At 67.9% G+C, this 24,807-nt stretch carries 22 protein-coding genes and 1 pseudogene; 17 read left to right on the top strand and 6 right to left on the bottom strand.

What is annotated here, in order from left to right:
- Nucleotides 1-185: 185 nt before the first annotated feature.
- Genes rplO through rpsH form a run of 6 tightly spaced genes read right to left on the bottom strand, consistent with a single transcriptional unit; the run spans nt 186 to nt 2,862 of the window.
- Nucleotides 186-626: a 50S ribosomal protein L15 gene (rplO, locus tag NWF34_RS04475; protein ID WP_004023566.1), complete on the bottom strand. Its 441-nt coding sequence runs from the start codon at nt 624-626 to the stop codon at nt 186-188.
- Nucleotides 627-629: 3 nt separating this feature from the next.
- Entirely contained in the window at nt 630-809 is a 180-nt protein-coding gene (gene rpmD / locus NWF34_RS04470) for a 50S ribosomal protein L30 (protein WP_005197622.1), read from the bottom strand.
- Nucleotides 810-811: 2 nt separating this feature from the next.
- Nucleotides 812-1,459, bottom strand: a complete 648-nt coding sequence (gene rpsE, locus NWF34_RS04465; protein ID WP_006434614.1) for a 30S ribosomal protein S5 — start codon at nt 1,457-1,459, stop codon at nt 812-814.
- A 46-nt stretch (nt 1,460-1,505) separates the two neighbouring features.
- Complete coding sequence (gene rplR, locus NWF34_RS04460) at nt 1,506-1,910, bottom strand: 50S ribosomal protein L18 (protein WP_258324298.1); 405 nt, start codon at nt 1,908-1,910, stop codon at nt 1,506-1,508.
- A 3-nt stretch (nt 1,911-1,913) separates the two neighbouring features.
- The gene (gene rplF, locus NWF34_RS04455; protein WP_006434616.1) at nt 1,914-2,450 is read right to left on the bottom strand and encodes a 50S ribosomal protein L6; all 537 of its coding nucleotides are present in this window, start codon (nt 2,448-2,450) and stop codon (nt 1,914-1,916) included.
- 13 nt (nt 2,451-2,463) lie between these two features.
- Complete coding sequence (gene rpsH / locus NWF34_RS04450) at nt 2,464-2,862, bottom strand: 30S ribosomal protein S8 (RefSeq protein ID WP_005197628.1); 399 nt, start codon at nt 2,860-2,862, stop codon at nt 2,464-2,466.
- A 267-nt stretch (nt 2,863-3,129) separates the two neighbouring features.
- Here rpsH and NWF34_RS04445 point away from each other — a divergent pair.
- The 17 genes and pseudogenes from NWF34_RS04445 to NWF34_RS04365 all read left to right on the top strand — a co-directional run bounded on the left by NWF34_RS04445 (nt 3,130) and on the right by NWF34_RS04365 (nt 24,771).
- Nucleotides 3,130-4,208 (top strand): annotated as a pseudogene (locus NWF34_RS04445) (PQQ-dependent sugar dehydrogenase).
- A 144-nt stretch (nt 4,209-4,352) separates the two neighbouring features.
- Nucleotides 4,353-4,979: a hypothetical protein gene (locus tag NWF34_RS04440; RefSeq protein WP_258324297.1), complete on the top strand. Its 627-nt coding sequence runs from the start codon at nt 4,353-4,355 to the stop codon at nt 4,977-4,979.
- Nucleotides 4,980-5,236: 257 nt separating this feature from the next.
- Nucleotides 5,237-5,566: a cupin domain-containing protein gene (locus NWF34_RS04435; RefSeq protein ID WP_006360202.1), complete on the top strand. Its 330-nt coding sequence runs from the start codon at nt 5,237-5,239 to the stop codon at nt 5,564-5,566.
- A gap of 183 nt (nt 5,567-5,749) precedes the next feature.
- Entirely contained in the window at nt 5,750-9,535 is a 3,786-nt protein-coding gene (locus NWF34_RS04430) for a nitrate reductase subunit alpha (protein WP_258324296.1), read from the top strand.
- On the top strand, nt 9,535-11,226 hold the full coding sequence (gene narH, locus NWF34_RS04425; protein ID WP_258324295.1) for a nitrate reductase subunit beta: 1,692 nt from the start codon (nt 9,535-9,537) through the stop codon (nt 11,224-11,226). The genes NWF34_RS04430 and narH overlap by 1 nt, the downstream gene beginning before the upstream one ends.
- Nucleotides 11,223-11,918, top strand: coding sequence for a nitrate reductase molybdenum cofactor assembly chaperone (gene narJ / locus NWF34_RS04420; RefSeq protein WP_375295621.1), 696 nt, complete (start codon nt 11,223-11,225; stop codon nt 11,916-11,918). The genes narH and narJ overlap by 4 nt, the downstream gene beginning before the upstream one ends.
- A 3-nt stretch (nt 11,919-11,921) precedes the next feature.
- Nucleotides 11,922-12,671: a respiratory nitrate reductase subunit gamma gene (narI, locus tag NWF34_RS04415; RefSeq protein ID WP_258324293.1), complete on the top strand. Its 750-nt coding sequence runs from the start codon at nt 11,922-11,924 to the stop codon at nt 12,669-12,671.
- Nucleotides 12,668-13,876: a NarK/NasA family nitrate transporter gene (locus NWF34_RS04410; protein ID WP_006360207.1), complete on the top strand. Its 1,209-nt coding sequence runs from the start codon at nt 12,668-12,670 to the stop codon at nt 13,874-13,876. Before narI ends, NWF34_RS04410 begins: the two co-directional genes overlap by 4 nt.
- Before the next feature lie 91 nt (nt 13,877-13,967).
- Nucleotides 13,968-14,567, top strand: a complete 600-nt coding sequence (locus NWF34_RS04405) for a DUF4262 domain-containing protein (RefSeq protein ID WP_258324292.1) — start codon at nt 13,968-13,970, stop codon at nt 14,565-14,567.
- A gap of 123 nt (nt 14,568-14,690) precedes the next feature.
- Complete coding sequence (locus NWF34_RS04400; protein WP_258324291.1) at nt 14,691-16,091, top strand: O-antigen ligase family protein; 1,401 nt, start codon at nt 14,691-14,693, stop codon at nt 16,089-16,091.
- 32 nt (nt 16,092-16,123) lie between these two features.
- Nucleotides 16,124-17,089, top strand: a complete 966-nt coding sequence (locus NWF34_RS04395) for a glycosyltransferase family 1 protein (RefSeq protein WP_258324354.1) — start codon at nt 16,124-16,126, stop codon at nt 17,087-17,089.
- Nucleotides 17,086-18,606: a flippase gene (locus NWF34_RS04390; RefSeq protein ID WP_258324290.1), complete on the top strand. Its 1,521-nt coding sequence runs from the start codon at nt 17,086-17,088 to the stop codon at nt 18,604-18,606. Before NWF34_RS04395 ends, NWF34_RS04390 begins: the two co-directional genes overlap by 4 nt.
- Nucleotides 18,603-19,697, top strand: a complete 1,095-nt coding sequence (locus NWF34_RS04385) for a glycosyltransferase family 4 protein (protein ID WP_258324289.1) — start codon at nt 18,603-18,605, stop codon at nt 19,695-19,697. The genes NWF34_RS04390 and NWF34_RS04385 overlap by 4 nt, the downstream gene beginning before the upstream one ends.
- A gap of 50 nt (nt 19,698-19,747) precedes the next feature.
- The gene (locus NWF34_RS04380) at nt 19,748-20,845 is read left to right on the top strand and encodes a cellulase family glycosylhydrolase (RefSeq protein WP_024497722.1); all 1,098 of its coding nucleotides are present in this window, start codon (nt 19,748-19,750) and stop codon (nt 20,843-20,845) included.
- Nucleotides 20,846-20,959: 114 nt separating this feature from the next.
- Complete coding sequence (locus tag NWF34_RS04375) at nt 20,960-22,435, top strand: hypothetical protein (RefSeq protein ID WP_258324288.1); 1,476 nt, start codon at nt 20,960-20,962, stop codon at nt 22,433-22,435.
- Nucleotides 22,425-23,531 carry a glycosyltransferase gene (locus tag NWF34_RS04370; protein ID WP_024497720.1) on the top strand — a complete coding sequence of 369 codons (1,107 nt, stop codon included), beginning with the start codon at nt 22,425-22,427 and terminating at the stop codon, nt 23,529-23,531. Before NWF34_RS04375 ends, NWF34_RS04370 begins: the two co-directional genes overlap by 11 nt.
- Nucleotides 23,518-24,771 (top strand): hypothetical protein, encoded by a 1,254-nt coding sequence (locus NWF34_RS04365; protein WP_258324287.1) that lies wholly within the window; start codon nt 23,518-23,520, stop codon nt 24,769-24,771. Before NWF34_RS04370 ends, NWF34_RS04365 begins: the two co-directional genes overlap by 14 nt.
- Nucleotides 24,772-24,807 lie beyond the last annotated feature (36 nt).

Raw genomic sequence — 24,807 nt, 5'->3', positions numbered from 1 at the left:
GACCACGCGAGGTCTGTGTTCCGGGTCGGTGGCGACCCGATCCCCCGTGTGCTCGGCAGTCGACAATGTTCGGGATGCGGCGATCTGTGCGGATGCGGCAGACAACGTCTGAAACTCTAACAGTGACGCCGAAACGCCCCGGTCGGGCGGCAGCTCTGCTGCCGCCCGACCGCGGGTCTGTTCCGTCAGAGTTCGGTGACGCTGCCTCCGGCAGCGGCGATCTTCTCCTTGGCGGAGGCGGTGAACTTGTCGGCGGTGATGTCGACCTTGACCGACAGGTCGCCGTCGCCGAGCACCTTCACCAACTTGTTCTTGCGCACCGCGCCGGCTGCGACGAGCTCGTCGACGCCGATGGTGCCGCCCTGCGGGAAGAGGCGCGCGATGTCGCCGACGTTGACGACCTGGTACTCGATCCGGTTGCGGTTGGTGAAGCCCTTGAGCTTCGGCAGCCGCATGTGGATCGGCATCTGGCCACCCTCGAAACCGGCCGGCACGTTCTTGCGCGCCTTGGTGCCCTTGGTGCCGCGGCCCGCGGTCTTACCCTTGGATCCCTCACCGCGACCCACGCGGGTCTTGTCGGTCTTCGACCCCGGTGCGGGGCGAAGGTGATGGAGTTTGATGGTCATTGCTTAAACCTCTTCGACTGTCACGAGGTGACGAACCGCGTTGATGAGGCCGCGGTTGATCGGCGTGTCCTCGCGGGTGACGGTCTGGCGGATGCCCTTCAGTCCGAGGGTCCGCAGGCTGTCACGCTGGTTCTTCTTGGTACCGATGGTGCCCTTGACCTGAGTGATCTTCAGCTCTGCCATGATCAGACTCCCTGTCCTGCGCGAGCGCGCAGCATACCGGCCGGAGCGACGTCCTCGATCGGCAGACCGCGGCGGGCCGCGACCTCCTCGGGACGCTGCAGCATCTTGAGAGCGGCGACGGTGGCGTGGACGACGTTGATGGCGTTGTCGGAGCCGAGGCTCTTGGCGAGGACGTCGTGGACGCCCGCGCACTCGAGCACGGCACGCACCGCGCCACCGGCGATCACACCGGTACCGGGGCTGGCCGGGCGCAGCATGACGACACCGGCAGCGGCCTCACCCTGAACCGGGTGGGTGACGGTGCCACCGATCAGCGGCACGCGGAAGAAGTTCTTGCGAGCCTCTTCGACGCCCTTCTGGATCGCGGCCGGGACTTCCTTGGCCTTGCCGTAGCCGACGCCGACCATGCCCTGGCCGTCGCCGACCACCACGAGAGCGGTGAACGAGAAACGACGTCCACCCTTGACCACCTTCGAGACGCGGTTGATGGTCACCACGCGCTCGAGCTGGTTGCGGTCCTGGTCGCGGCCGCCGCGATCGCGGCGATCTCCGCGGCCACCGCCGCGACGGTCGTTGCCGCCACCTGCGGTGTTCTGGTTGCTGTCGTTACCGGCGGGTCCGTTTCCGCCGTCACGCTGACGTCCGGGCATCAGAGGTTCCCTCCGGTCATGTGGGTGTAGCTGGTGAAGATGGTCATCAGAAGCTCAGGCCTCCCTCACGGGCGGCATCCGCGAGCGCGGCGATACGGCCGTGGTAGTCCTTGCCACCACGGTCGAACACGACGGCGTCGAAGCCGGCGGCCTTGGCACGAGCGGCGATGAGCTCGCCGACCTTGCGGGCCTGCGCCGACTTGTCGCCGCCGGCCGCACGCACGTCGGACTCGATCGACGACGCGGCGGCCAGCGTCTTGCCGGCCAAGTCGTCGATGAGCTGCACGTGGATGTGGCGCGAGCTGCGCTTGACGGCGAGACGCGGACGCTCCGGGGTTCCGCTGACCTTCTTGCGGAGACGGAAGTGCCGGTTGGCGGTCGCGGTGCGACGACGCGTCGACACGTCCTTGCCGAGGGGCTTACGGCTGGTCTTGGTAGCTGTGTCACTCATGGCTTACTTACCCGTCTTTCCGACCTTGCGACGGATCTGCTCACCCTCGTAGCGAATGCCCTTGCCCTTGTAGGGGTCCGGACGACGCAGGCGGCGGATGTTCGCCGAGATCTGGCCGACTTTCTGCTTGTCGATACCCGAGACCGAGAACTTGGTCGGGGACTCCACGGCGAAGGTGATGCCTTCGGGGGCCTCGATCGGTACGGGATGGCTGTAACCGAGGGCGAACTCGAGGTCCTTGCCCTTCGCCTGGACGCGGTAGCCGACACCGAAGATCTCCATCTTCGTGGTGTAGCCCTGCGTGACGCCGATGACCAGGTTGTTGATCAGCGAACGGCTCAGGCCGTGCAGCGCGCGGCTGCGACGCTCGTCGTTGGGGCGGGTCACGACGACGGAGTTGTCCTCCTTGGCGACCTCGATGGGCTCGGAGACGGTGAGCGAGAGCTCACCCTTCGGGCCCTTGACGGAGACGCGCTGTCCGTCGACGGTGACGTCGACGCCCGCGGGGATCTCGATGGGGTTCTTACCGATACGCGACATGTCGTTTCCTCCCCTACCAGACGTAGGCGAGGACTTCGCCGCCCACGCCCTGGTTGGCTGCCTGGCGATCGGTGAGCAGACCCGACGACGTGGAGATGATGGCCACGCCGAGGCCGCCCAGCACCTTGGGCAGGTTGGTGGACTTTGCATAAACCCGGAGACCCGGCTTCGAGACGCGGCGCAGACCTGCGATGGAGCGCTCACGGCTGGGGCCGTACTTCAGGGAGACGATGAGGCTCTTGCCGACCTCCGCATCCTCGATGCGGTAGTCGGTGATGTAGCCCTCACGCTTGAGGATCTCGGCGATGTTCACCTTGATCTTCGACGACGGGAGTTTCACCTCGTCGTGGTACGCCGAGTTGGCGTTGCGCAGACGTGTCAAGAAGTCTGCGATCGGGTCAGTCATGGTCATGGGTGACCGTCAACCTTTCTCGTGGCGGTTCCCATACAGCGCCGATGAGAGGGAAATCCCTCTGACCTGCGGTGGGCCTTCCACGAAGTGGATAGTTTTCTGAAGGTTCTCGCCGCCGGTGCCCTTGGCTTTTCGCCGGCACCGGAGACTATTCAGTTGTGTCCCGGGCACCTGAGGTGCACAGGCAACCGGTCTAGTGTAGGGAATCTGCTGGCCAGACCCAAATCGGGCCCGGGAGCGCCACCGAGATCGGGCACCATCGAGGGTATGGATCGCCGCCAGCTTCTCACCGCCGGGCTGCTCGGGTTCACCGGCGCCGTACTCACCTCCGGCTGCTCGGGCGCCGGCGGCGTCCGCCCCTCACCGTCGCGCGACGGGCAGAGAGGCACCGAGGACACGGGGAGGACAGCCGTCGAGGTGATCGCCTCGGGACTGAACGTTCCGTGGGCAATGGGATTCCTCCGCGGCGGCGATGCGTTGGTCACCCAACGCGACGACGCCACGATCGTGCGGGTGTCCGGGTCGGGCGAGGTCCGGACCGTCGGCGAGATCGGCGACGCCGCGCCTCGCGGCGAGGGTGGGCTGCAGGGCATCGCGATCGCCCCGGGCGCCGAGGACGCGGTGTTCGTCTACTACACCACCGACTCCGACAACCGGCTCGTCCGGCTGGACTTCGACGGCCGGCGACTCACCGGTCCGCGCACGCTCCTGCGCGGCCTCGACGCCGCCTACAACCACCACGGCGGTGCGCTCGTCTTCGATGCCGACGGCAGCCTCTTCGTCGCGGTCGGCGATGCAGCCGAACCCGCTGTCGCACAAGACATACGGTCCCTCAACGGCAAGATCCTACGTGTGGACACCGAGGGTCGCCCATGGCCCGGCAACCCGTTCGGCAACGAGGTCTACTCCTACGGCCATCGCAACGTGGAAGGGTTGGCATTCGACGCCTGTGGGCAACCGAGTTCGGCCAGAACAAGCGCGACGAACTCAACCTCATCCGGCGCGGCGGCAACTATGGCTGGCCCGAGTTCGAAGGCGAATCCGACGATCCTCGGTTCATCGCCCCGAAGGTCACCTGGACCCCGCAGGAGGCCTCGCCGGCCGGCCTCGCGATCGTCGGTGATCGCGCGTACGTCGCCGCGTTGCGCGGCCGGAGGCTGTGGGAGGTGTCCCTCGACGGAGAGTCGGCCGGTCAACCGGCGAGTCACCTCACCGACGACTACGGACGGATCCGAGCGGTGGCCGCGGCACCCGACGGTTCGCTCTGGGTGAGCACGAGCAACACCGACGGCCGCGGACAGCCCACCGATGACGACGACCGCATACTGCGCGTGATTGCCGGCTGACACGACGCCGTCGACAGCAGTCTCGCCGAAATGTCCATTCGCCCACCGCGCGTTGGTGCGATGTGTTTACGGTGGGTCTCGGATGAGGGTCCGTCGGACGGGATCTCGCCAACCGCGCGGGACGTCGGACCCAGAGAGGTCGCGATGAACCGAAGGATCACCACCACTCTCATAGCCGGTGCAGCAAGCCTGACAGTCGCCGCATCAACACTCGCCGGCGCGGGCAACGCCGCCGCACAAGGCAAGGGAGTCGAGATCACCGCCGTCGACAACAAGAACTGCACCGCCACCTTCACACTCACCAACTACACGAATTCAACTTTCTACCAACCAGATTGGTGGTTCAAGCAGGAAGCGAACCAGGACTGGATCAATGCCACCGGGAACGTCGGAGACCTGACGGCTCCGTGGCGGTACGTCAACGGGATCCCGTGGCCCATGGCCCGCTGGGTCCAACGAGAAGACGGCACCAAACTGTTTTCCCAACTCGCGCCCGGCGTGCCCCCGGCTGGTGGCGGTGTGCCGTACAACAGCAGTGCCCAACCGGACGGTTTCGTCAGCACGGCGACGGTCAATCTCAAGACCGTCACCAATCCCGCGCCACCGGCACCCTCGCCGGAGGGCACCCAAACCATCTACTACCGCATCAAGTCGGGCCCCCAGACCGCTGACCGGCGGCCGACCCCGCAGGAACTGGTTGTCACCGGCTGCCAGTCGGGATCCGGCTCTCTCGACTGGGGCTCTCTCGATTGGGGCTCTCTGCGTTTCTGACCCGCCACACGGACGCGGCCACGATCGTCGTCCGACCACTCCGTGGCCGGCGCGGGCATCCCCGGCGGTCACCGGTTTCCGCAGGCACCATGACGACATCGCGTATTCAGCGCGAGTTCCGCCCAGGGCAGCGCACTATTCACCAGGCCGCACATGTATATGCCGGCGAAAGCTCCGGCAGTGTTCCGGTCGGCAACAAATCGGCGTCGATCGGCAGAACCACAACCATCGTGCGCGCCGTATGCCATCGTCGAGCCATGCACTCGACCCGGCTGCCCGAACTCGTCGACGAGCTCCTGACCACCGCACATGGGGCCAGGAGCCGTCGCGCTGCGCACACACTGTACGGCGACTCCTCACGGCACCTGCGACAGACGGTTATCGCGCTGGTCGCCGGAGCCACGTTGTCCGATCACGAAAGCCCCACCGAGGCAACCCTTCACGTCCTCCGGGGCCACGTCTCCCTCAAGACGGGCGAGCACAACTGGGATGGCCGGCAGGGCGACCTCGTCACGATCCCTCCCGAGCGTCACGGACTCACCGCCCGCGAGGATTCCGCGGTGCTGCTGACAGTCGCCACGCACTGACCCACGACGCCGAAGCACGTCAGACCTACGCAATCGATGAGCGCAACCTGCCCTGGGGTCCGCAATTGTTCGAGTGTGCGGATTTGATTTCCCGACACACCATTCTTGAGATTGTCTGTCGCATTCGCGTCGAATCGAGGAAATGGCAGATATCGCCTGACACAGATCCGTATCGTTGCGCGCATGGCCCGGTCCGGCGACACTCAGGGCACTGCAGCCACTGCCCTTCTGAACATCGGCAAGTTCTTCACCCGTTGGGACGAGACCGACGACCGTCGCGCAGTATTCCGTGACGGTGGGCGCGCCGGCGACGTCTTCTATCGAGACCGGTGGAGCCACGACAAGATCGTCCGTTCCACGCACGGGGTGAACTGCACCGGTTCGTGCTCGTGGAAGGTCTACGTCAAGGACGGGATCATCACCTGGGAGACCCAGGAAACCGACTACCCGTCGGTGGGACCCGACCGACCCGAGTACGAGCCACGCGGATGTCCGCGCGGCGCCGCATTCTCCTGGTATACCTACTCCCCCACGCGTGTTCGGCACCCGTACGCGCGAGGTGTTCTCGTCGAGATGTACCGCGAGGCGAGAGCCCGGCTCGGTGACCCCGTCCTCGCCTGGGCCGATGTCGTGTCCGATCCGCTCCGGCGCCGCTCCTACCAGCAGGCCCGGGGCAAAGGCGGCCTGGTGCGGGTGAGCTGGGACGAAGCCACCGAGATGGCGGCCGCGGCACATGTCCACACCATCAAGACCTACGGGCCCGACCGGTGTGCGGGATTCTCACCGATCCCCGCGATGTCGATCGTGAGCCACTGCGTCGGCACGCGCTTCATCCAGCTCATCGGCGGCGTCATGACGTCGTTCTACGACTGGTACGCCGACCTGCCCGTGGCGAGTCCGCAGGTGTTCGGCGACCAGACCGACGTCCCGGAATCCGGGGACTGGTGGGACGCGACCTACCTGATGATGTGGGGATCGAACGTGCCCGTCACCCGTACCCCGGACGCACACTGGATGGCCGAGGTTCGCTATCGCGGCACCAAGGTGGTCGCCGTCAGTCCCGATTACGCCGACAACACCAAGTTCGCCGACGAGTGGCTACCGGCGCAGGCCGGCACCGACGCCGCTCTCGCGATGGCCATGGGCCACGTCATCCTGACCGAGTTCTTCCGCGACCGCACGACCGACTTCTTCGACTCCTACGTCCGCACCTACACCGACCTCCCGTTCCTCATCCGCCTCGACGAGCACGACGACCAGGACACGCTGGTGGCGGGCAAGTTCGTCACCGCCGACGAAGTCGGCTCCAGCCCCACCGCCGACGAAGTCGGCTCCAGGCCCACCGCCGACGAAGTCGGCTCCAGCCCCACCGCCGACGAAGTCGGCTCCGGTCACACCGCCGAGGACGTCTGGAAGACCGTGTTCTGGGACGAGGACCGCGACGGTCCCGCGGTGCCGAACGGTTCGGTGGGGTTCCGGTACGCCGAGTCCGGCGTGGGACGGTGGAATCTCGACCTCGAGGGCGTGCGGCCCGCCCTGACTCTCCTGGGTCCCGACGCGGAGCTCGTCTCGGTGTCCTTCCCGGTCTTCGACGCACCGGACGGCAGCGGCTCGGTGGTCCGCCGCGGTGTCCCGGCCCGGCGGATCAACGGCCGCCTCGTCACGACCGTCTTCGACCTGATGCTCGCGCAGTACGGCGTCGCCCGGGACGGGCTTCCCGGCGAGTGGCCCACCGGCTACGACGACGCGACCACGCCATACACCCCGGCGTGGCAGGCCGAGATCACCGGCGTCCCGGCCGAGGCCGCGATCCGCGTCGCCCGCGAATTCGCTGCCAATGCCGAAGAGTCGCAGGGCCGCTCGATGATCATCATGGGCGCCGGAATCTGCCAATGGTTCCACGGCGACGCGACCTACCGCGCGATCCTCTCGCTGCTCATCCTCACCGGCTGTATGGGCCGGAACGGGGGCGGCTGGGCACACTACGTCGGGCAGGAGAAGTGTCGTCCGATCACCGGTTGGGTGTCGCTGGCGAACGCGCTCGACTGGTCGCGTCCGCCTCGGACGATGACCGGGACGTCGTACTGGTACATGCACACCGGGCAGTGGCGCAACGATGGATATTCCACCGCGTCACTCGCCTCGCCGCTGGCGCGCGGCTCGATGAACCACGAGCACACCGCCGACGCGATCGCACAGTCCGCGCGGCTCGGGTGGATGCCCTTCTACCCGCAGTTCTCGGCGAATCCCCTCGACGTCGCCGACGAGGCCACCGCAGCGGTCGACCGTGGAGACGCCGACGACGTGGCCGGTTACGTCGCCGACCGTCTGCACACCGGCGACCTGACACCCGCCATCTCCGATGTCGACGCGCCGGAGAACTGGCCGCGAACTCTCGTCCTGTGGCGGTCGAACCTGCTCGGTTCGTCGGCCAAGGGCAACGAGTACTTCCTGCGGACTCTGCTCGGCACACATCACAACGTGCTGGGGACCGAAGATCCCGAGGCACCGCGTCCGAGCGAGATCCGGTGGCATGACCGGCCTCCCGAGGGGAAACTCGACCTGCTGCTGTCCGCCGACTTCCGCATGACCTCCACGACGCTGTTGTCCGACATCGTGCTGCCTGCGGCGACCTGGTACGAGAAGTACGATCTCTCGTCCACCGACATGCACCCCTTCGTCCACGCGTTCACCCCGGCCATCGCTCCCCCCTGGGAGGCGAAGTCGGACTTCGAGCTGTTCCACCGGCTCGCCCGCAAGTTGTCGGAGCTCGCGCGGACGCACCTCGGGACACGTCACGACCTCGTGAGTGCGCCGATGCAGCACGACACCCCCGGGGAAACCGCCCAACCGCACGGGCGGGTCGTCGACTGGCGCGACACCGGCGTGCGTGGCACACCTGGTCGGAACATGCCGAACTTCAGTGTCGTCGAACGTGATTACACGGCGATCGCCGACAAGCTCGCGACGATCGGACCGCTGGCCGACACTCTGGGCTTCACCGTCAAGAGCGTGACCTACCCTCTCGAGGAACACACGCGGACGCTCGCCGAGGCCAACGGCGTCATGCCGAGCGGTGCCGGCGAAGGCCGCCCGGCGATCGACACCGACGAGAAGCTCGCCGAGGCGATCCTCACGCTGTCCGGCACCACCAACGGCGCACTCGCGGTGGCCGGTTTCGAACAGCTCCAGACCCGCGTGGGTGTGCAACTCGACGACCTCGCACGAGGTTCGGAGGAGAAGCGGATCAGGTTCGCCGACACCCAGAAGGCACCCGTTCCGGTGATCACCTCGCCGGAATGGTCCGGCTCCGAGACCGGCGGTCGGCGGTACGCCCCGTTCACCGTGAACATCGAGCGGCTCAAGCCTTTTCACACACTCACCGGACGCATGCACTTCTACCTCGATCACGACTGGATGATCGACATGGGCGAGTCGCTGCCGATCTACCGACCCCCACTGGACATGCACCGCCTGTTCGGCGAACCGCGACTCGGTCCCGACGGCGCGCGCGAGATCACGGTGCGTTACCTGACGCCGCACAGCAAGTGGTCGATCCACTCCGAGTACCAGGACAACCTGTTCATGCTGTCGCTGTCGCGTGGTGGTCCGGTCGCCTGGCTGAGTCCGCAGGACGCCGCGTCGATCGAGGTGTCCGACAACGACTGGATCGAATGCGTCAACGCCAACGGGGTGTTCGTCTGCCGCGCGATCGTGAGTCACCGGATGCCCGAGGGCGTCTGCTACGTACATCACGCGCAGGAGCGCACCATCGACGTACCCAAGTCGGAGGCGACCGGGCGCCGCGGCGGAATCCACAACTCCCCCACCCGACTTCTCGTCAAACCCACTCACCTCATCGGTGGATACGCCCAGTTGTCCTACGCCTTCAACTATCTCGGCCCCACCGGCAATCAACGCGACATGGTGTCGACGATCCGCAAGCGCAGCCAGGAGGTGACGTACTGATGCGAGTCATGGCCCAGGTCGGGATGGTGATGAATCTCGACAAGTGCATCGGATGCCACACCTGCTCGGTGACCTGCAAGCAGGCCTGGACCAACCGGTCGGGCACCGAGTACGTGTGGTTCAACAACGTCGAAACCCGTCCCGGGCAGGGTTATCCACGGCGTTATGAGGATCAGGACACCTGGCGCGGTGGATGGCGACTCAACCGCAACGGGAAGTTGCGGTTGCGCACCGGGGGACGGCTCCAGAAGCTGTTGACCCTGTTCGCCAGTCCCGTGCAGCCCACGATCAACGACTACTACGAGCCGTGGACCTACGACTACCAGACGCTGATCGATGCCCCGCTCGGTGACGACTTCCCCGTCGCGCGTCCCAAATCCCTGCTCACCGGCGAGGACACCAAGGTGACCTGGTCGGCGAACTGGGACGACAACCTCGGTGGCGCAACAGAACACGTGCCGCACGACCCCATCGTCGAGAAGCTCCGGCGCGACAGCGAGGACGCGGTCAAACTCGGGTTCGAACAGACCTTCATGTTCTATCTGCCGCGGATCTGCGAGCACTGCCTCAATCCTTCGTGCATGGCGTCGTGCCCGTCCGGGGCGATCTACAAGCGCAGCGAGGACGGGATCGTGCTCGTGGACCAGGACCGGTGCCGCGGCTGGCGTCAGTGCATCACCGGATGTCCGTACAAGAAGATCTATTTCAACCACAAGTCCGGTAAGGCCGAGAAGTGCACCCTGTGCTATCCGCGCATCGAGGTGGGTCAACCCACCGTGTGTTCGGAGACCTGCGTCGGACGCCTGCGCTACCTCGGGATCTTCCTGTACGACGCCGACGCCGTCACCGCGGCCGCGTCCACCCCGGATGAGCAGGATCTCTACGAGGCCCAACTCGATCTGATGCTGGACCCCGACGACCCCGAGGTCCTCGCGGCGGCTCGGGCCGACGGGATCCCCGACGACTGGCTGGCGGCGGCGCGCCGCTCACCGGTGTACGCGCTGGCCAAGAAGTATCGGGTCGCACTTCCGCTGCATCCGGAATATCGCACCATGCCGATGGTCTGGTACGTCCCGCCGCTGTCCCCGATCGTCGACCTGCTGGCCGAGCAAGGACACGACGCGGAGAGCCCGGGAACCCTCTTCGGCGCCATCGAGGCGCTGCGTATCCCGGTCGAGTACCTCGCCGAACTGTTCACCGCCGGTGACACCACGGTGGTCGACGCGGTGTTGCGCCGCCTGGCGGCGATGCGTGCCTACATGCGTGATGTCACGCTCGGCCGGGAACCCGACGGTGCCATCCCCGCGGCGGTGGGGATGACCGAGGAACAGATCTACGAGATGTACCGGCTGATGGCCATCGCGAAATACGATGAGCGGTACGTGATCCCGACCGCACATCTCGAACAGGCCGAGAAACTCGACGAAATGGCCTGTGCGCTCGACTACGACGAGGGTCCGGGCATGTTCGACTCGTCCGCGTTCGGTGAGGCGAGTGGCCGTCCGGCACCGGTCTCGGTGGAGACCTTCCACGCGCTGCGGCAGCGACAGACCACCGACACCGCGGCCGGCTCGCACACGCTGGCCGGACGCACCAACCTGCTGAACTGGGACGGGAACGGTGTTCCCGCGGGGATGTTCCCCGACCGCGCGGAGCACGGGCGAGAGAATGAACGGGGCGATCGCGGATGAGGGCCTTCCCCCGGTTCGACCGCGCCGCGAGAACATCGACCGGAGTCCGGGTGATCCACCAGATCAGCTCCTGGTGCCTCAGCTATCCCGACGACGACGTGCTCTCGCGCATCGACCTCATGCGCGCCGCTCTCGACGAACAGCGCCGGGACGCCGCGGTGCAGTTGCTCGGACGCACCGTCGACCACCTCGCCGGCGAGGACGCGATAACCCTGCGTCGCAACTACATCGATCTGTTCGACCTGTCGAAGCGATCCACGCTGTACCTGTCCTATTGGTCGGACGGCGACACCCGCCGGCGCGGATCCTCGCTCGGCGAGTTCAAACAGGTCTACCGGGACAGCGGATTCCTCGTCGACCTCCACGGCGAGCTACCCGACCATCTGCCGATCGTCCTCGAGTTCAGTGCGCGCGCCGATCCCGGACGGGGCGTCGAACTCCTCGAAAAACACCGCGCGGCACTCGAACTCATCAAGTTCTCGTTGCTGGAGGCGGACTCACCGTACGCCGGCGCGGTGGCCGCGGTGTGTACCACCCTGCCCAGTCCGTCCCCGCCCGACCGCGAGACGGCGATGGCACGATGCCGGCCGGTCCCCACCGAGACCGTGGGACTGGAACCCTACGATCCCCGGCTTCTCCCCATCGATCCGACGTCATCACGACCCCCGATCCCGAACCCGACCGTGAGGTGACGCGTGGACATCTTCCTCTGGGGCGTACTGCCGTACGTGACGCTCGGACTGCTGATCGGCGGCACGATCTGGCGATATCGCTATGACAAATTCGGCTGGACCACGAGATCCTCGGAACTCTACGAATCCCGCCTGTTACGAGTGGCCTCGCCGCTGTTCCACTACGGGATACTCGTGGTCATCATCGGACATGCGATGGGTCTGCTGATCCCGGAGTCGTGGACCGACGCGGTCGGTGTCAGCGAGACGACCTACCACTGGGGCGCGGCGATCTTCGGGCTGCTGGCCGCGGTCGCGACGCTCGTCGGAGTGGGCATGCTCGTCTACCGCCGCCGCACCGTCGGCCCGGTGTTCATGGCCACCACCCGCAACGACAAGGCGATGTATCTCGTGCTCACCACGGCGTTGATCGCGGGCACCTACATCACGATCATCGGCGCGACGGACCCGCACGCGCACGGCGTGAACTACCGGGAGACCGTGTCCCCGTGGTTCCGATCGATCTTCGTCCTCCAACCGGACGTCTCGGCGATGGTGCAGGCCCCGTTGCGCTTTCACGTGCACATTCTGATCGGGATGCTCCTGTTCGCGATGGTGCCATTCACCCGGTTGGTACACATCTTCACCGCACCCGTGCACTATCTGTTCCGGCCGTACATCGTCTACCGGAGCCGCGACCGTCGACCGGCACCGGGTAGCCGGCCGTCTCGGCCGGGCTGGGCCCCGGTCGGAGTGAAGGACCGTGATCGATGACCACCGACACCGCAGCCACCCGGGCAGCCACCGGGTCGCAGTCGATCAACCTCACGCTCGCGACGCTGGCCTTCACGATCAGCTTCTGGGCATGGAATCTCATCGGCCCCCTCGGAGTGGTGTACACCGATCAGCTGGACCTGTCGGCAAGCCAGAAGTCGATCCTCGTCGCGATCCCCGTTCTCGTGGGGTCGCTGGGCCGGATCCTGACCGGAGCCCTGACCGACCGGTTCGGTGGTCGTCTCATGTTCACGGTGCTTCTGGTCGTCACGATCCCGTTCGTGTTGCTGGTGGCGGCGGCCGGTCGCCTCGCGAGTTACCCGCTGCTGCTCGTCGCCGGGTTCCTCCTCGGCGTCGCCGGTACGACGTTCGCGGTGGGCATTCCCTTCGTGAACGCCTGGTACGACAAGTCACGTCGTGGCTTCGCGACCGGGGTGTTCGGCGCGGGAATGGGCGGCACCGCGCTGTCGGCGTTCTTCACCCCGCGATTCGTGTCGTGGTTCGGATACGTCGCCACCCACGTCGTCATCGCGGTGGCGCTGGCGGCGACCGCGGCGGTCTGCTGGATGTTCATGCGCGACTCACCGCGCTGGGTTCCGTCCCACGACTCCGTGGTGCCGAAGCTCGCCGCCGCCGCCAAGTTACCCATCACCTGGCAACTCGGTTTCCTCTATGCCGCGACGTTCGGCGGTTTCGTCGCGTTCAGCACCTATCTGCCGACCTACCTCAAGGACGTCTACGACTTCGACCTGCAGGCGGCCGGCACCCGAACCGCGGGTTTCGCGATCGCGGCGGTGCTCGCCCGACCGCTCGGCGGCATCCTGTCCGACCGGTTCGGACCGCGGATCATCACGGTGATCTCGTGCGGCGGCGCGGTGGTCCTCGCCGCCTGGATGATCACCACACCCCCGGTGGAGATCCCGGCAGGCATCGATTTCGTGCTGATGGCGATCTGCATGGGCCTCGGATCGGGGTCCGTGTTCAGCTGGGTCGCACAGGCCGCGCCGGCCGAACGCGTGGGCTCGGTGACCGGGATCGTCGGAGCCGCGGGCGGGGTCGGCGGCTTCTTCCCGCCACTGGTCATGGGGGCCACCTACGACGCCGCCACCCATAGTTACACCACCGGCCTCGTCCTGCTCGCGGTGTTCGCCGCAGGTGCGATGGTGTTCACGATCTTCGGCATCCGCGGAAGGCCGGCCGACTGAGCCCGCGCCCGACCGGCACTCGGCTTCGACGACCAGAGTTGTCGGACCCCCGTGGTGTCATGGTCGCACCCTTCGAACAAAGGAGCGATCCATGTCAGACCACGCTGCCGCAATCCGAGGTCTGCCCCGGTGGCATCCCAATCCCGTCATCCGCTCGACCCTCGAGACCATCCGCCGCTGCGGCTGGCAGGTGACCTCCGTCGGCGAAGGGTTCCCCGAGGCCGGCAGCCGCGAGGCCGACTGCGGGTTCTCCTACACCGCGGGCCTCTCGCTGCACTCGATCCCCGAACTGGCCATCTACGGTGCCGATCCGCTCACCGCGCACCACATCCTGAACGAGCTCGGCGACCTGCTCCACCGCGAGGACTGGCGCGATCTGGTCGCGACCCAGACCGACATCCGTCTGCAGACGGTGGCGGTGTCGGTGCGGCTGATCGAACAGGTCGACAAGGACGAGCTCGTCCTCGCGAATCTGCTGTTCCCGGATTACCCGACGCTGCAAGTCGTCTGGCCCGACGAGTACGGCCGGTTCCCCTGGGAGGAGGGTTACATCCTGCTGCCGATGCATCAGCCCGTGAAGGGCATCCCGGACCTCTCGGCACACGCACGGCGGACCGCTCACCTGGTCACCACCGAGTCGGGCTCCGACCGCACCCGACCCCGCCGGGGCCGCCGGATCTCCGGCCACTGACACGCCGGTGTCGTCCGTGGCGACACGCCCTATCTGGGGGTTGCCACGGACAATCCGGCGCCGAGGTGCCAACATTGTTCACCGGGGGTAACAACCGACGGGGTGCGAGGAAGGCGGACGCGCGTGCAGCACCTCCCCGTCGTGCTCGCCGTTCTGTGTCTCGTCGTCGCCGGCGGAGTTGTCACCGCCGCCATCTATCAACGGCCCCAGCGAGGAATCCTGCTGCTCGCGGCGCTGACCCCTCTCGACGGCCTGCTCGACGTCACACCCGTGCCGGGGATCGCGGCGGCCTGGAAGGAAGGCCTCCTCGCGCTCACCCTGATCTGCGCGGCAAACCGCCGTGTCCGCCCGTCCGCACGGACCGGACCTCCACTCCACATGCCGTGGTGGCCTGCGGCGACCGGGCTCGTGGTCTTCGGATTGATCTCCGCGGCGTGGGTCTACGGACCTGTCGGGCTCTACGGCATCAAGGTGACCTTCTTCTATCTGTTCGCCGTTCTCGCACTGTGGCTGACACCGTTCGACGCCCGCGACCGCGATCGGCTCGTGTCGATCATCATGGCGCTCGGCGTGATCACCACCGTCGTGGGCATCGCGCAGCAGATCATCGGCCCGGCGAAACTCGTCGAACTCGGCTACACCTACGGCGAACAGGTCCGTTCGAGCGGACCGCTGTTCCGTACGTTCAGCACGTTCAACCAGCCGTTCGGTTTCGGGTTGTTCGTGACGATGGCCCTGCTGGTCGGCGGCGCGGTGGCCCTGTCCGACATGACCCGTCGGCGCAATCAGTTGTTCCTCGCCTGCTGGCCGGTCATGGCGATCACGATGGCGACCTCGGTGGTCCGCGCGGCCATTCTCGGCCTCGCCATCGGCGTGATCTGGCTCGCGGCGTTACGATTCCGGCGCCTCGTCGCGCCGATGCTCGCGATCGCCGCGCTCGCCCTGGTGTCCCTGCCGTTCCTGCCGCCATCGATCACGAGCGTGTTCTTCTCGTCGAGCAGCCTGAGCCAGCGCGGTACCGGGTGGAGCGAGATCTTCTCCAGCATCGGCGTGCACCCACTGGGTCGTGGGCTCGGTTCCAGCGGGTCGGCGGCCGATGCGATGTCGGCGGCCCGCGGGGAGGACACCCAGACGGTCACCGCTGGTGCAGGCGGAACCGTTCAGGGGATGTCGTCGAACTATCAGCCGGACAACTACTACGTGAAGCTCCTGCTGGAGCTCGGACCGCTCGGGCTGTGGCTCTTTCTTGCGATGATCGTGACGGCAGTGATCTGGTGTGTGCAGTCCGCCCGCCGGCTCCCCGACCCCGACGGGGCGTTCGTCCTGGGTGTCAGCGCCTCGATCGTCGCGGCGATGGCAGCCAGTCTGGTGGCCACCTATTTCGAGATCTTTCCGCTCGACTTCTACTTCTGGATGCTGTTGGGAGCTGTGGGATGCGCGACTGCACAACACGAATCACGTACGGTGCGCTTGCACTTCGACCCGGAGGAAGCGGCGTCCAGACCTACATCCGCGAACTACTGAGCGCGCTGCCGGCGCATCTCGGTGACATCCCGCTGGCCGCGGTCGTCCAGGACGACGCCACCGGAGAGCTGCCCCCGTCGGTCGCCCCGCTACGCCGGCCGGTGGCCGACGGCGTCCGACGCGCCGTCCACGGGGTACTGCCCACGCGACGCGGCGGGGTGTTCCACGGCTTGGACGTCGATCTCCCGGTCGCCGGCCCGACGACGACCGTGGCCACGGTGCACGATCTGTCGGTGCTGGACATGCCGTCGGCGTCGAGCCGGTTTCGCGCTGCGGGCGAGTCCGTACTGGTCCGCGCCACGCTGCGGCGGGCCGACGTCCTGATCGCGGTTTCCGAGTTCACCGCCGAACGCATCCGCGAAGTCTGCGGACGCGATGCGTACGTCACCGAACTCGCGCCGGCAGCCTGGGCACGGCCGCCCGGCACCGCGGACATCGAGCGGGTCCGTACGAAATACGAACTGCCCGAACGTTTCGTCCTGCAGATCGGCACCGTCGAGCCACGTAAGAACGTGGCGCTGGTCGCGTCCGCCGCCCACCGACTCGGCATCCCGTGTGTTCTGGGTGGTGCCGGATCCACCGGTCCGGACGCCCCGTCGTCCACGCTCGGTCTCGGATACGTCGACGTCGACGATCTTCCCGGGCTCTACGCCGCGGCCACCGTGACCGCATATGCGTCGTTCTACGAGGGCTACGGGCTGCCGCCGGTGGAGGCGATGGCATGTGGCGGCGCCGTCGTCGCGAGCGCCGTCGGCGCACTTCCCCAGGTCGTCGGCGACGGTGCCGTGCTCGTGGAACGACACGACGAGGACGCCTGGGTCCGCGCCCTGGAACCCCTCGTCCGGGACTCGGAGACCCGCCGCGGACTGGTGGATGCGGGCACCCGTGTCGGGGCATCGCTGAGCTGGGACACCACGGCCCGGCGCACGGTCGAGGCGTATCGCGCGGCCGGAATCGACGTGCCCGCCCCGCTCCCGCGTCCGGGGACATCGCCGTGAGCCCGGACGTCACCGGGCCGCTGCCCTCCGACCTCGAGATCGAGCGGCAGGTCCTTGCACCGCCCCCCGCCCATCCGGCATCCGACGCTCGGGCGGCGACGCGCGCCACCGCGGCGATGTTGCTGAGTCGCATCGTGATCGCCGCCCTCGGCTGGACCGGCAGTGTCATCATCGCGCGCACGCTGTCCCCGGAGGACTGGGGCAGCTACTCGTTCGTCTTCGCACTCCTCGGGCTGACCGCGATCGTCACCGACCTCGGCGTGGGCCGGGCGGTGATGGCCCGGCTCATCTCCGACGACGCCGAAGACGTCGCCAGGACCTCGTCCGCCTTCATCGCGTTGCGGATACTCCTGGGACTCGTCGGGTACGTGCTCGCCGTTCTCTACGTCGTCGTGCTGCAGTATCCGGGCGAGGTCATCCGGGCGACCGCGATCGCCGGACTCGTCGTCGTGTTCGCCACTCCGGGGCAGGCACTGACGGTCATCTTCCAGAGCCGGCATCGGCTGCTGCTCACCGCGATCGCCGAGAGCCTCGGCCAGGTCCTGCAACTCGCGATCACCATCGCGGCGGCGTTCGCCGCACCATGGCTGCTGGTGTTCGTCCTCGCGCCCGTCGCCAACGAGATCTTCGCGCTGGTCGTGAAGGTGGCCGGGATCGCCCGCCGATCGTCGGGGCTCCGGCCGTCCCGGGTCGTCGAGTGGTCACGGTGGAAACCGATGCTCGCCGACGCCCTGCCACTGGCGATCGGGTTCGCGCTGACCATCGCACTGCAGAAGATCGACGTGCTGTTGCTGAGCCTGCTCGACTCGCTCGACGCGGTGGGCATCTACAGCATCGGCTACAAGTTCTCCGACATCATGGACACGCTGATCCTCGCTGCCGTCGGGCCGATCAGCACACTGCTGGTGGCGGCCTGGCCGCACCGTCCGGCCGAACTCCGCCGGCAATGCCGAACCGCAGCGATCGCTTTCGGCGCGGCCGGCGCCGTCACGGTGGCGGCGTTCTGGCCGAGCGCCGGACAGATCATCGAACTCCTCTACGGCCGCCGCTTCGTCGACGGCGCCGACGCCGCGCGGTTCCTGGTGCTGGGGGCCGCGATCATGGCCTTCGTCGTACTGGGGATCTTCCTCCTCGCCGCCACCGGATCCGCGAGACGGTATCCATGGATCGCGGTCGCCGGCCTCGCTCTCAACGTGGCCCTCAACGTGGTGCTGATCCCGCGGTACTCCTACACCGGCGCGGCGATCACGACCGTTATCACATTCGGCGTGTGCGCCGTGGCGCTGTGGGTCGTCGTGGCCCGGACGCTGCCCGTCGCCGAGTTGTTGCCCCTCGGCGCACTCATCGCGTTGGCGCTCCTCACCGCCGCCGTCTGCGTCGTTGGGGTCTGGGCCGTCGACCCGGTGCCGTGGCCCGTCGTGTCCGTCATGGCCGCGCTTGTCGTCGCCCTGCCCGCGGCCGCCCTGCTACGGCTGACCACCGTTCCTGCCGGCCGCCACGCAAAGGTGATGCGATGACCGAACCAGTGATGTCCACCGGCACACTCGTCTTCGTCGCACACACCGGGCAGGTGTCGGGGGCGGAGAAGGTGATGCTCGACCTCATCGACGTCGCGCTCGAGCGCGGACGGCGGGTGGTCGTCGTGTGTCCCGACGGCCCCCTGCCCGACCGGTTGCCGGACGGTGTGCAGCACGTGCCGATCCCACCGCTCGGGCTGAGTGGTGAACGCGGGCTCCGCCGTCTGGCCGGGGCCTCGCGTCTCCTGGTGGACTGGGTTCGCGCCGGACGCATCCTCCGCCGCATCACCCGGCACGACGCCACGACGATCGTGAACTCTCTGTTCGCCTTGCCCGCGGCACGGGTCGCGAGTCCTCCCGGCCGCGCGTCGTGGCTGGTGCACGACACGTTGTCCTCCGGGCGTCAGCGTGCGGTGGTGCGTCTCAGCGCGCCGGCGCTCCGACGTGCGGTGGCGGTCTCGGAGGCAACCGCGGCGCCGCTGACGGCGATGGGCCTGCCCACGGTGGTGGCACACAACGGGGTCCGGTGGCCGGTACCCGCACTGTCGACCGAACTCCACGACCCGCCCGTCGTCGGAATCCTCGCGCTGCTCACCCCGTGGAAGGGTCACGCGGTCCTGCTCGAGGCCGTCGCCTCACTCCCCGGAGTCGAACTGGAGTTCGCCGGCGGGTCCTTCCCCGGGGACGCCGACCACGTCGCATTCCTGCACGAGCGTGCCGGACAACCCGATCTCGCCGGTCGCGTGCGATTCCTCGGTCACACCGATCCGGAGGACGCGCTCGAGCGGTGGGATGTCGTCGTGTCGGCCAGCGTGACCCCCGAGGCCGGTCCGCTCTCGGTGCTCGAGGCGATGGCCTACGGTAAGCCGGTCATCGGCACCGATCACGGCGGCACGACCGAGTTTCTCCGCGGAGGCGCCGGAATCCTCGTGCCACCATCTGATGCGCCCGCATTGGCCGCGGCCATCACACGAGTTCTCGACGATGCGGACCTCCGGCGAGCAATGACCGCGCAGGCCCGTGACCGGATCGGCACCAAACACGACAAATCAGTCACCCTGCCGCTTATGCTGCACGAGTTGTCGTCGTGACGACGACACAGAGGTGGCGCGCGCTGCACTCCTTCCTAGATAGGCTGCCCATGAACCAGTCCCTCTCCCGCCGACGGAAGACCTCCCGGTCGGTGCTGGCGTTCACCTGCGTCCTGCTCGCGACCCTCGCCGGCATCGTGTGGGTGCACAGCGACGCCCACTCGGCGCCGGTCACCTGCGCGTTGTCGAGCGGCAGCCACAAGGTGGCGGCCTCGCCCGGAGCCTCGATACTCGCCGCGTCGGACGCCGACCTGAACCGGGAACTGTCGCTCGCCGAGGATCTCGACATGTGGGCGGTTCGGATCGACGTGGACTGGTCGGTCGTCGAACCCCGTCGCGGCCAGCGCAACTGGGCGCCCATCGACCGAGTGGTGAATGCCGTCGTCGCCCACGGCATGTGCCCGGTCGGTCTGGCCACCTACACCCCGCTCTGGGCCGCACGGCCGCTCGACTTCCCGCGCAACTCCCACTACCGGCCCGCCGACCCCAATCTGTTCGCTTCCTTCGCCGCGGCGGCCGCCCAGCGCTACTCACAGTCGATCGCGGTGTGGGAGATCTGGAACGAGCCCAACCTCGCCAACTACTGGCTGCCCCGGTCCAACACCACCGAGTACGGGCAGCTCCTCGCGGCGTCCTACACCGCCATCAAGCGGGCCGTCCCCGAGGCGGCGGTGATCTCGGGCGGCCTCGCCCCCGGGACCGACAACGGTCGCGACATCGCACCGCTGACCTTCGTCCGCAACCTCTATCAGGGCGGATTCAACCGATCCCTCGACGCGCTGAGTGTGCACCCCTACACCTATCCGGCGCTCCCCAATGACCCGGCGGCGGCATCGTGGAGCACGGCCGCACGGATGTGGGACATGCGCGACGTGATGGTCGCGGCGGGTGACGGCGACAAGAAGATCTGGATGACCGAGTTCGGCGCACCCACCGGCAGCGGGACCAACGCGGTGTCCGAGGAGATCCAGGCTCAGAGCATCCAAATCGCGATCGGCGCGCAGAACGATGCGCCGTGGCTCGGGCCGCTGTTCATCTATTCCCTGCGCGACGCGGGGACCGACCCGAACAACCTGGAACACAACTTCGGCCTGGTGCGCCGCGACTGGTCGCCCAAGCAGGCGTACACCTTTCTGGACTCGCGCTAGACGTCACGTCACACATGAGGGCAGGTCGTTAGCTAAAGTGAACCGAAAGTCGACCGACGGCAAGATCATCGGGCGGCGGCCGCCGGGGGGCACCCAACACCACAGGAGAGATGTGTGACCTCCAGTCTGGACTCCGCCGGACGCCGCGACGCGCCACCGTCGGTCGATCTCTTCGGGCATTTCCGCGATCTCGCCCGTGTCGCCCTGCCCGCCATTCTGATCGGTCTGCTCGTCGGCGCGTGCGTGTTCGGTCTGCGCACCGCGCTCGTACCCAAGGAGTACTCGGCGACCGTGGTCGCCGAGATCACCCCGTCCGGCGACATCATCCCGGGAGACGCCTACATCGAACAGATGCGTGCCCCGTTCATCGCGCTCTCGACCGACGAGAACGTGCTCCAGCAGGTCCTGACCCAGGTCGACACCGGTTGGGACACCACCGAACTCCGCGAGCACGTCACCACCGGACCGGGTACGACGCCCTCGCTGCTGCTGTTCACCGCGACGGCACCCTCATCCGATCAGGCCGAGAACGTGGCACGCGCCATGGTGACCGCGATCTCGGCGGCCGCGGTCTCCAACCACGCCCGCGACATCAGCCGGGTCGTCGACCAGCTTCGCGCCCAGATCACCGCCGAGCGGGCACGCAACCGCGCGCTGCCCGATCGGGGCGACTCCAAGGCGGAGTCCAACGCCACCTTGGCGGACCTCAACTCACAACTGACCCGCCTGCAGAACTCCTCGACCGACAGCCTCGCGATCCTCGCCGCCCCCTCGGCGGGCGCGAAGCCGATCGCCCCGAATCCGACGCAGGAAGGTGCCGTGGCCGCCATCGCCGCAACCATCCTCGCCGCCGAACTGCTCGTACTGATCCGGGGCAGAGCCGGGCGGACACCGAATCCCATCTGGGCGAGGAGAATCGCCCACAAGTACGGGGCGCAGCTCTCCTACGACGACGCCACCGCCGGCCCGGGACTGCCGGACACCGTGCTGCCCGCGCTCGCCCAACGACACCGACGCGCACAGGTCGCGCTCATCCTGACCGGCTCCGGTGTGGATGCGGACGGCCTCGTCGACCGGACCGCCCCGCCCGCCGACGACGCCGCTGGACATCCGATGCGCCTCGAACGGCTCCCGCTCACCGAACCGTGGTGGCAGCGTGTCGATCCGGGTGACCTCGCGCTCGCAGTGGTCGCCGTCTCGACCGCCGGCACCGACCGGTCACTCGCCGAGCGGGCGCTCGCCCAGTTCGCCGAGATCGGCATCAACCGTCACCTCGTCGTACTGCGACGTCCTCCCGTCGGTGCCGACGACACTCCGTCCGACGACGCTCCGCCACCGGGTCCCGGTGTCGATGTCCACGCACCGCGAGCCCACGTAGACCCCTTCCCCAGCGGCGACGTGGCCACGACCGCGGTGCCGTCCCAGCCGCCACGCACACCGGCCCACCGGCACTCGCACGGTCGGCCGTTCGACTCCGACCGGTTCCGTGTGTCCCCGCTGGACGCGTCCCCGCGGGACCCTCGTCCTCAGGAGCCGTTCTCCCCGAACCGGAACGGCACCACGTGGGACATGGGTGACCATGCCCGGTGATCGCATCGCCGTCGTCCACGAACGGCTCACCGAGATCGCCGGATCCGAACACGTCGTCGAGCAGCTCGCCGCGACGTGGCGCGAGGTCGAGGTCCACGCACCCATCGCCCGCGCCGAAGGGATCCCGGCGGGTCTGTCCGACCCCCCGGTCACCACGCCACTCAACCGCGCTTACCGGTTGCTCCACGAACGCAGTTACGCCCCGCTGCTTCCCCTGATGCCGTGGGCTTTCCGCCACATGCACCTCCGCGACGCGTCGGCGGTCGTGGCCAGCCACCACGCGTTCGCGACACAGTCGGTGTTCGCCACCGACGCACCCGTCATCGCCTACGTCCACAGTCCCGCCCGGTGGGCCTGGGACCCGTCGCTGCGCGCAGGCGAAGGCGGTGGGGCTGCCGGTGCCGCGATACTGTCGGCCCTGTCGGTCGTCGCGCGCCGGTGTGAGGTCGCCGCCGCACCGGAACTCCACACCGTGGTCGCGAATTCCTCGGCCGTGGCGGCACGTATCCGCGAACACTGGGACCGCGACGCGATCGTCGTCCACCCACCCGTCGACCTCGAGGGATTCACTCCCGATCCGGCGGTGGAACGCGAGGACTTCTACCTCCTCGCCGGGCGCCTGGTGCCCTATAAACGTCCCGATCTCGCCATCGCCGCTGCCGCGAAAGCCGATGTCCGGCTGGTGGTCGCCGGAGACGGCCGCGCCATGCAGCAGTGCCGTGAACTCGCCGGCCCGAAGACCACCTTCCTCGGGCGGGTTCCCCACGAGACGCTCCTGAACCTGCACCGCAGCGCGCGTGCCGTCCTGATGCCCGGCATCGAGGATTTCGGGATCGTGCCGGTCGAGGCCATGGCCACGGGCACGCCGGTCATCGCTCTCGGCGAGGGCGGGGCGCTGGACACCGTCATCCCCGGGTCGACCGGACTCCTCGTCGAACCCGGCTCCGACGAGGACATCGTCGACCGGTTCGCCGCAGCCATGCGCGACTTCGCCGTCGCCGACTACGACCGCACCGAGATACGGGCGTGGGCCGAACGATTCCGCCGGGAACGCTTCCGCGCCGAGATGCGGGAGGTCGTCGGTGCCGCGATCTGACACGACGCGTTCGACGGTCCTCGATCGCGCCCTCGCGACATCTCGCACGATCGCGATGACCGGTCCACTGGCCTCAGTCGACGCCGACCGCATCCGCGAGCGCCTCGCACCCGCGCTGACCCCGACCTCGCGCCTCACCGTCGTCCCCGACCCGGCATCGAAGACGTGGGCCCACGACGTCTCGCCGATCCCCATCTCGGTGCGGCCCGATCTGGCCGAGCTGTCCCCCGGCGAGATCCTGACACGGCTGCGGAACGCTCCGGTACCGGCGGGACGCCCCGAGTATCTGCTGTGCGGGAGCTGGCTCGTTCTCGAACACAGCCACGGGATCGGCGACGGCCGGGTCAGTCTGGAGCAGTTCGCCGGGCTGGCCGGCCGCGACGACGCCGCGATGGCGGCCAACCTGGAACGGTCACTCCCGGCGAACTCGGCGTGGCACGCCGCCCGCAGGTACCTGTTGCGCAACCCCGGACGGCTGCGCGAGATCGCCCGCCTGCGCGCGGCGAACGCGGCCGGCGCTCCGGCGGGCCCCACCCGTTCGCTGTCGGGCTGGCGCACCACGCGCCACGTCGTGGCCACCTCGATGCCCGCCGACCGGGCACGCGCACTACGCGCCGCGGTCGCCGACAGCGGGATGAAGGCGTCCTCGGCCGCCGTGACCGTTGCACTATGGCGTGCCGCCGTCACCGCGCAGGGCGTCGCGATCGACGATCGCACGCAAGTGTTGTTCGACTGCCGGCGCTACCTCGACCCAACACACGCCGCGGATCACGGCAACCTCGCCGTCGGCATCCCGATCCGCTTCCCTGACGGGGCGACGCCGCCCGAGGTCGGCGACCGCATTCGCGCGGTCGCCGGTTCCGGGTGGCCGGCCGCCATCCTGGCCTCGGCGGAACTCCGCGGCCTGCTGCCCAAGTCGGGGGCCGGGATCGAGCCGGAGGCATCCGACGACGTCCAGGTGCCCGACCGACTGCGTCTCTCGGTCAGCGACATGGGGCGGATCGACATGTTCGACGACGTCGACTGGGACCCGACCGCGCCGTCGCACCACCTCTACGCCTCCCTCGAACCGGACGGTCCGGATGCGGCGACCACCTTCGTCAGCGAGATCGGCGGGGTCCGCTCTCTCACCACCACCTTCTACCGCGCCTTCATCGACCCCGCCCTGATCGAAGCCGCCCAGCAGCACCTCTGCGACGATCCGGTGTCGCTTTTCGAACGGCTCCTCACCCGATCATGAGTGCACCCGGCCCCAGGTTCCGTGGCCCACGATCGC

It is taken from the genome of Gordonia sp. GONU (assembly GCF_024733855.1).
Lineage (GTDB): Bacteria > Actinomycetota > Actinomycetes > Mycobacteriales > Mycobacteriaceae > Gordonia > Gordonia amicalis.
Note: the sequence above shows the minus strand (reverse complement) of the source record. Positions and strands in the feature narration are given on the sequence as shown.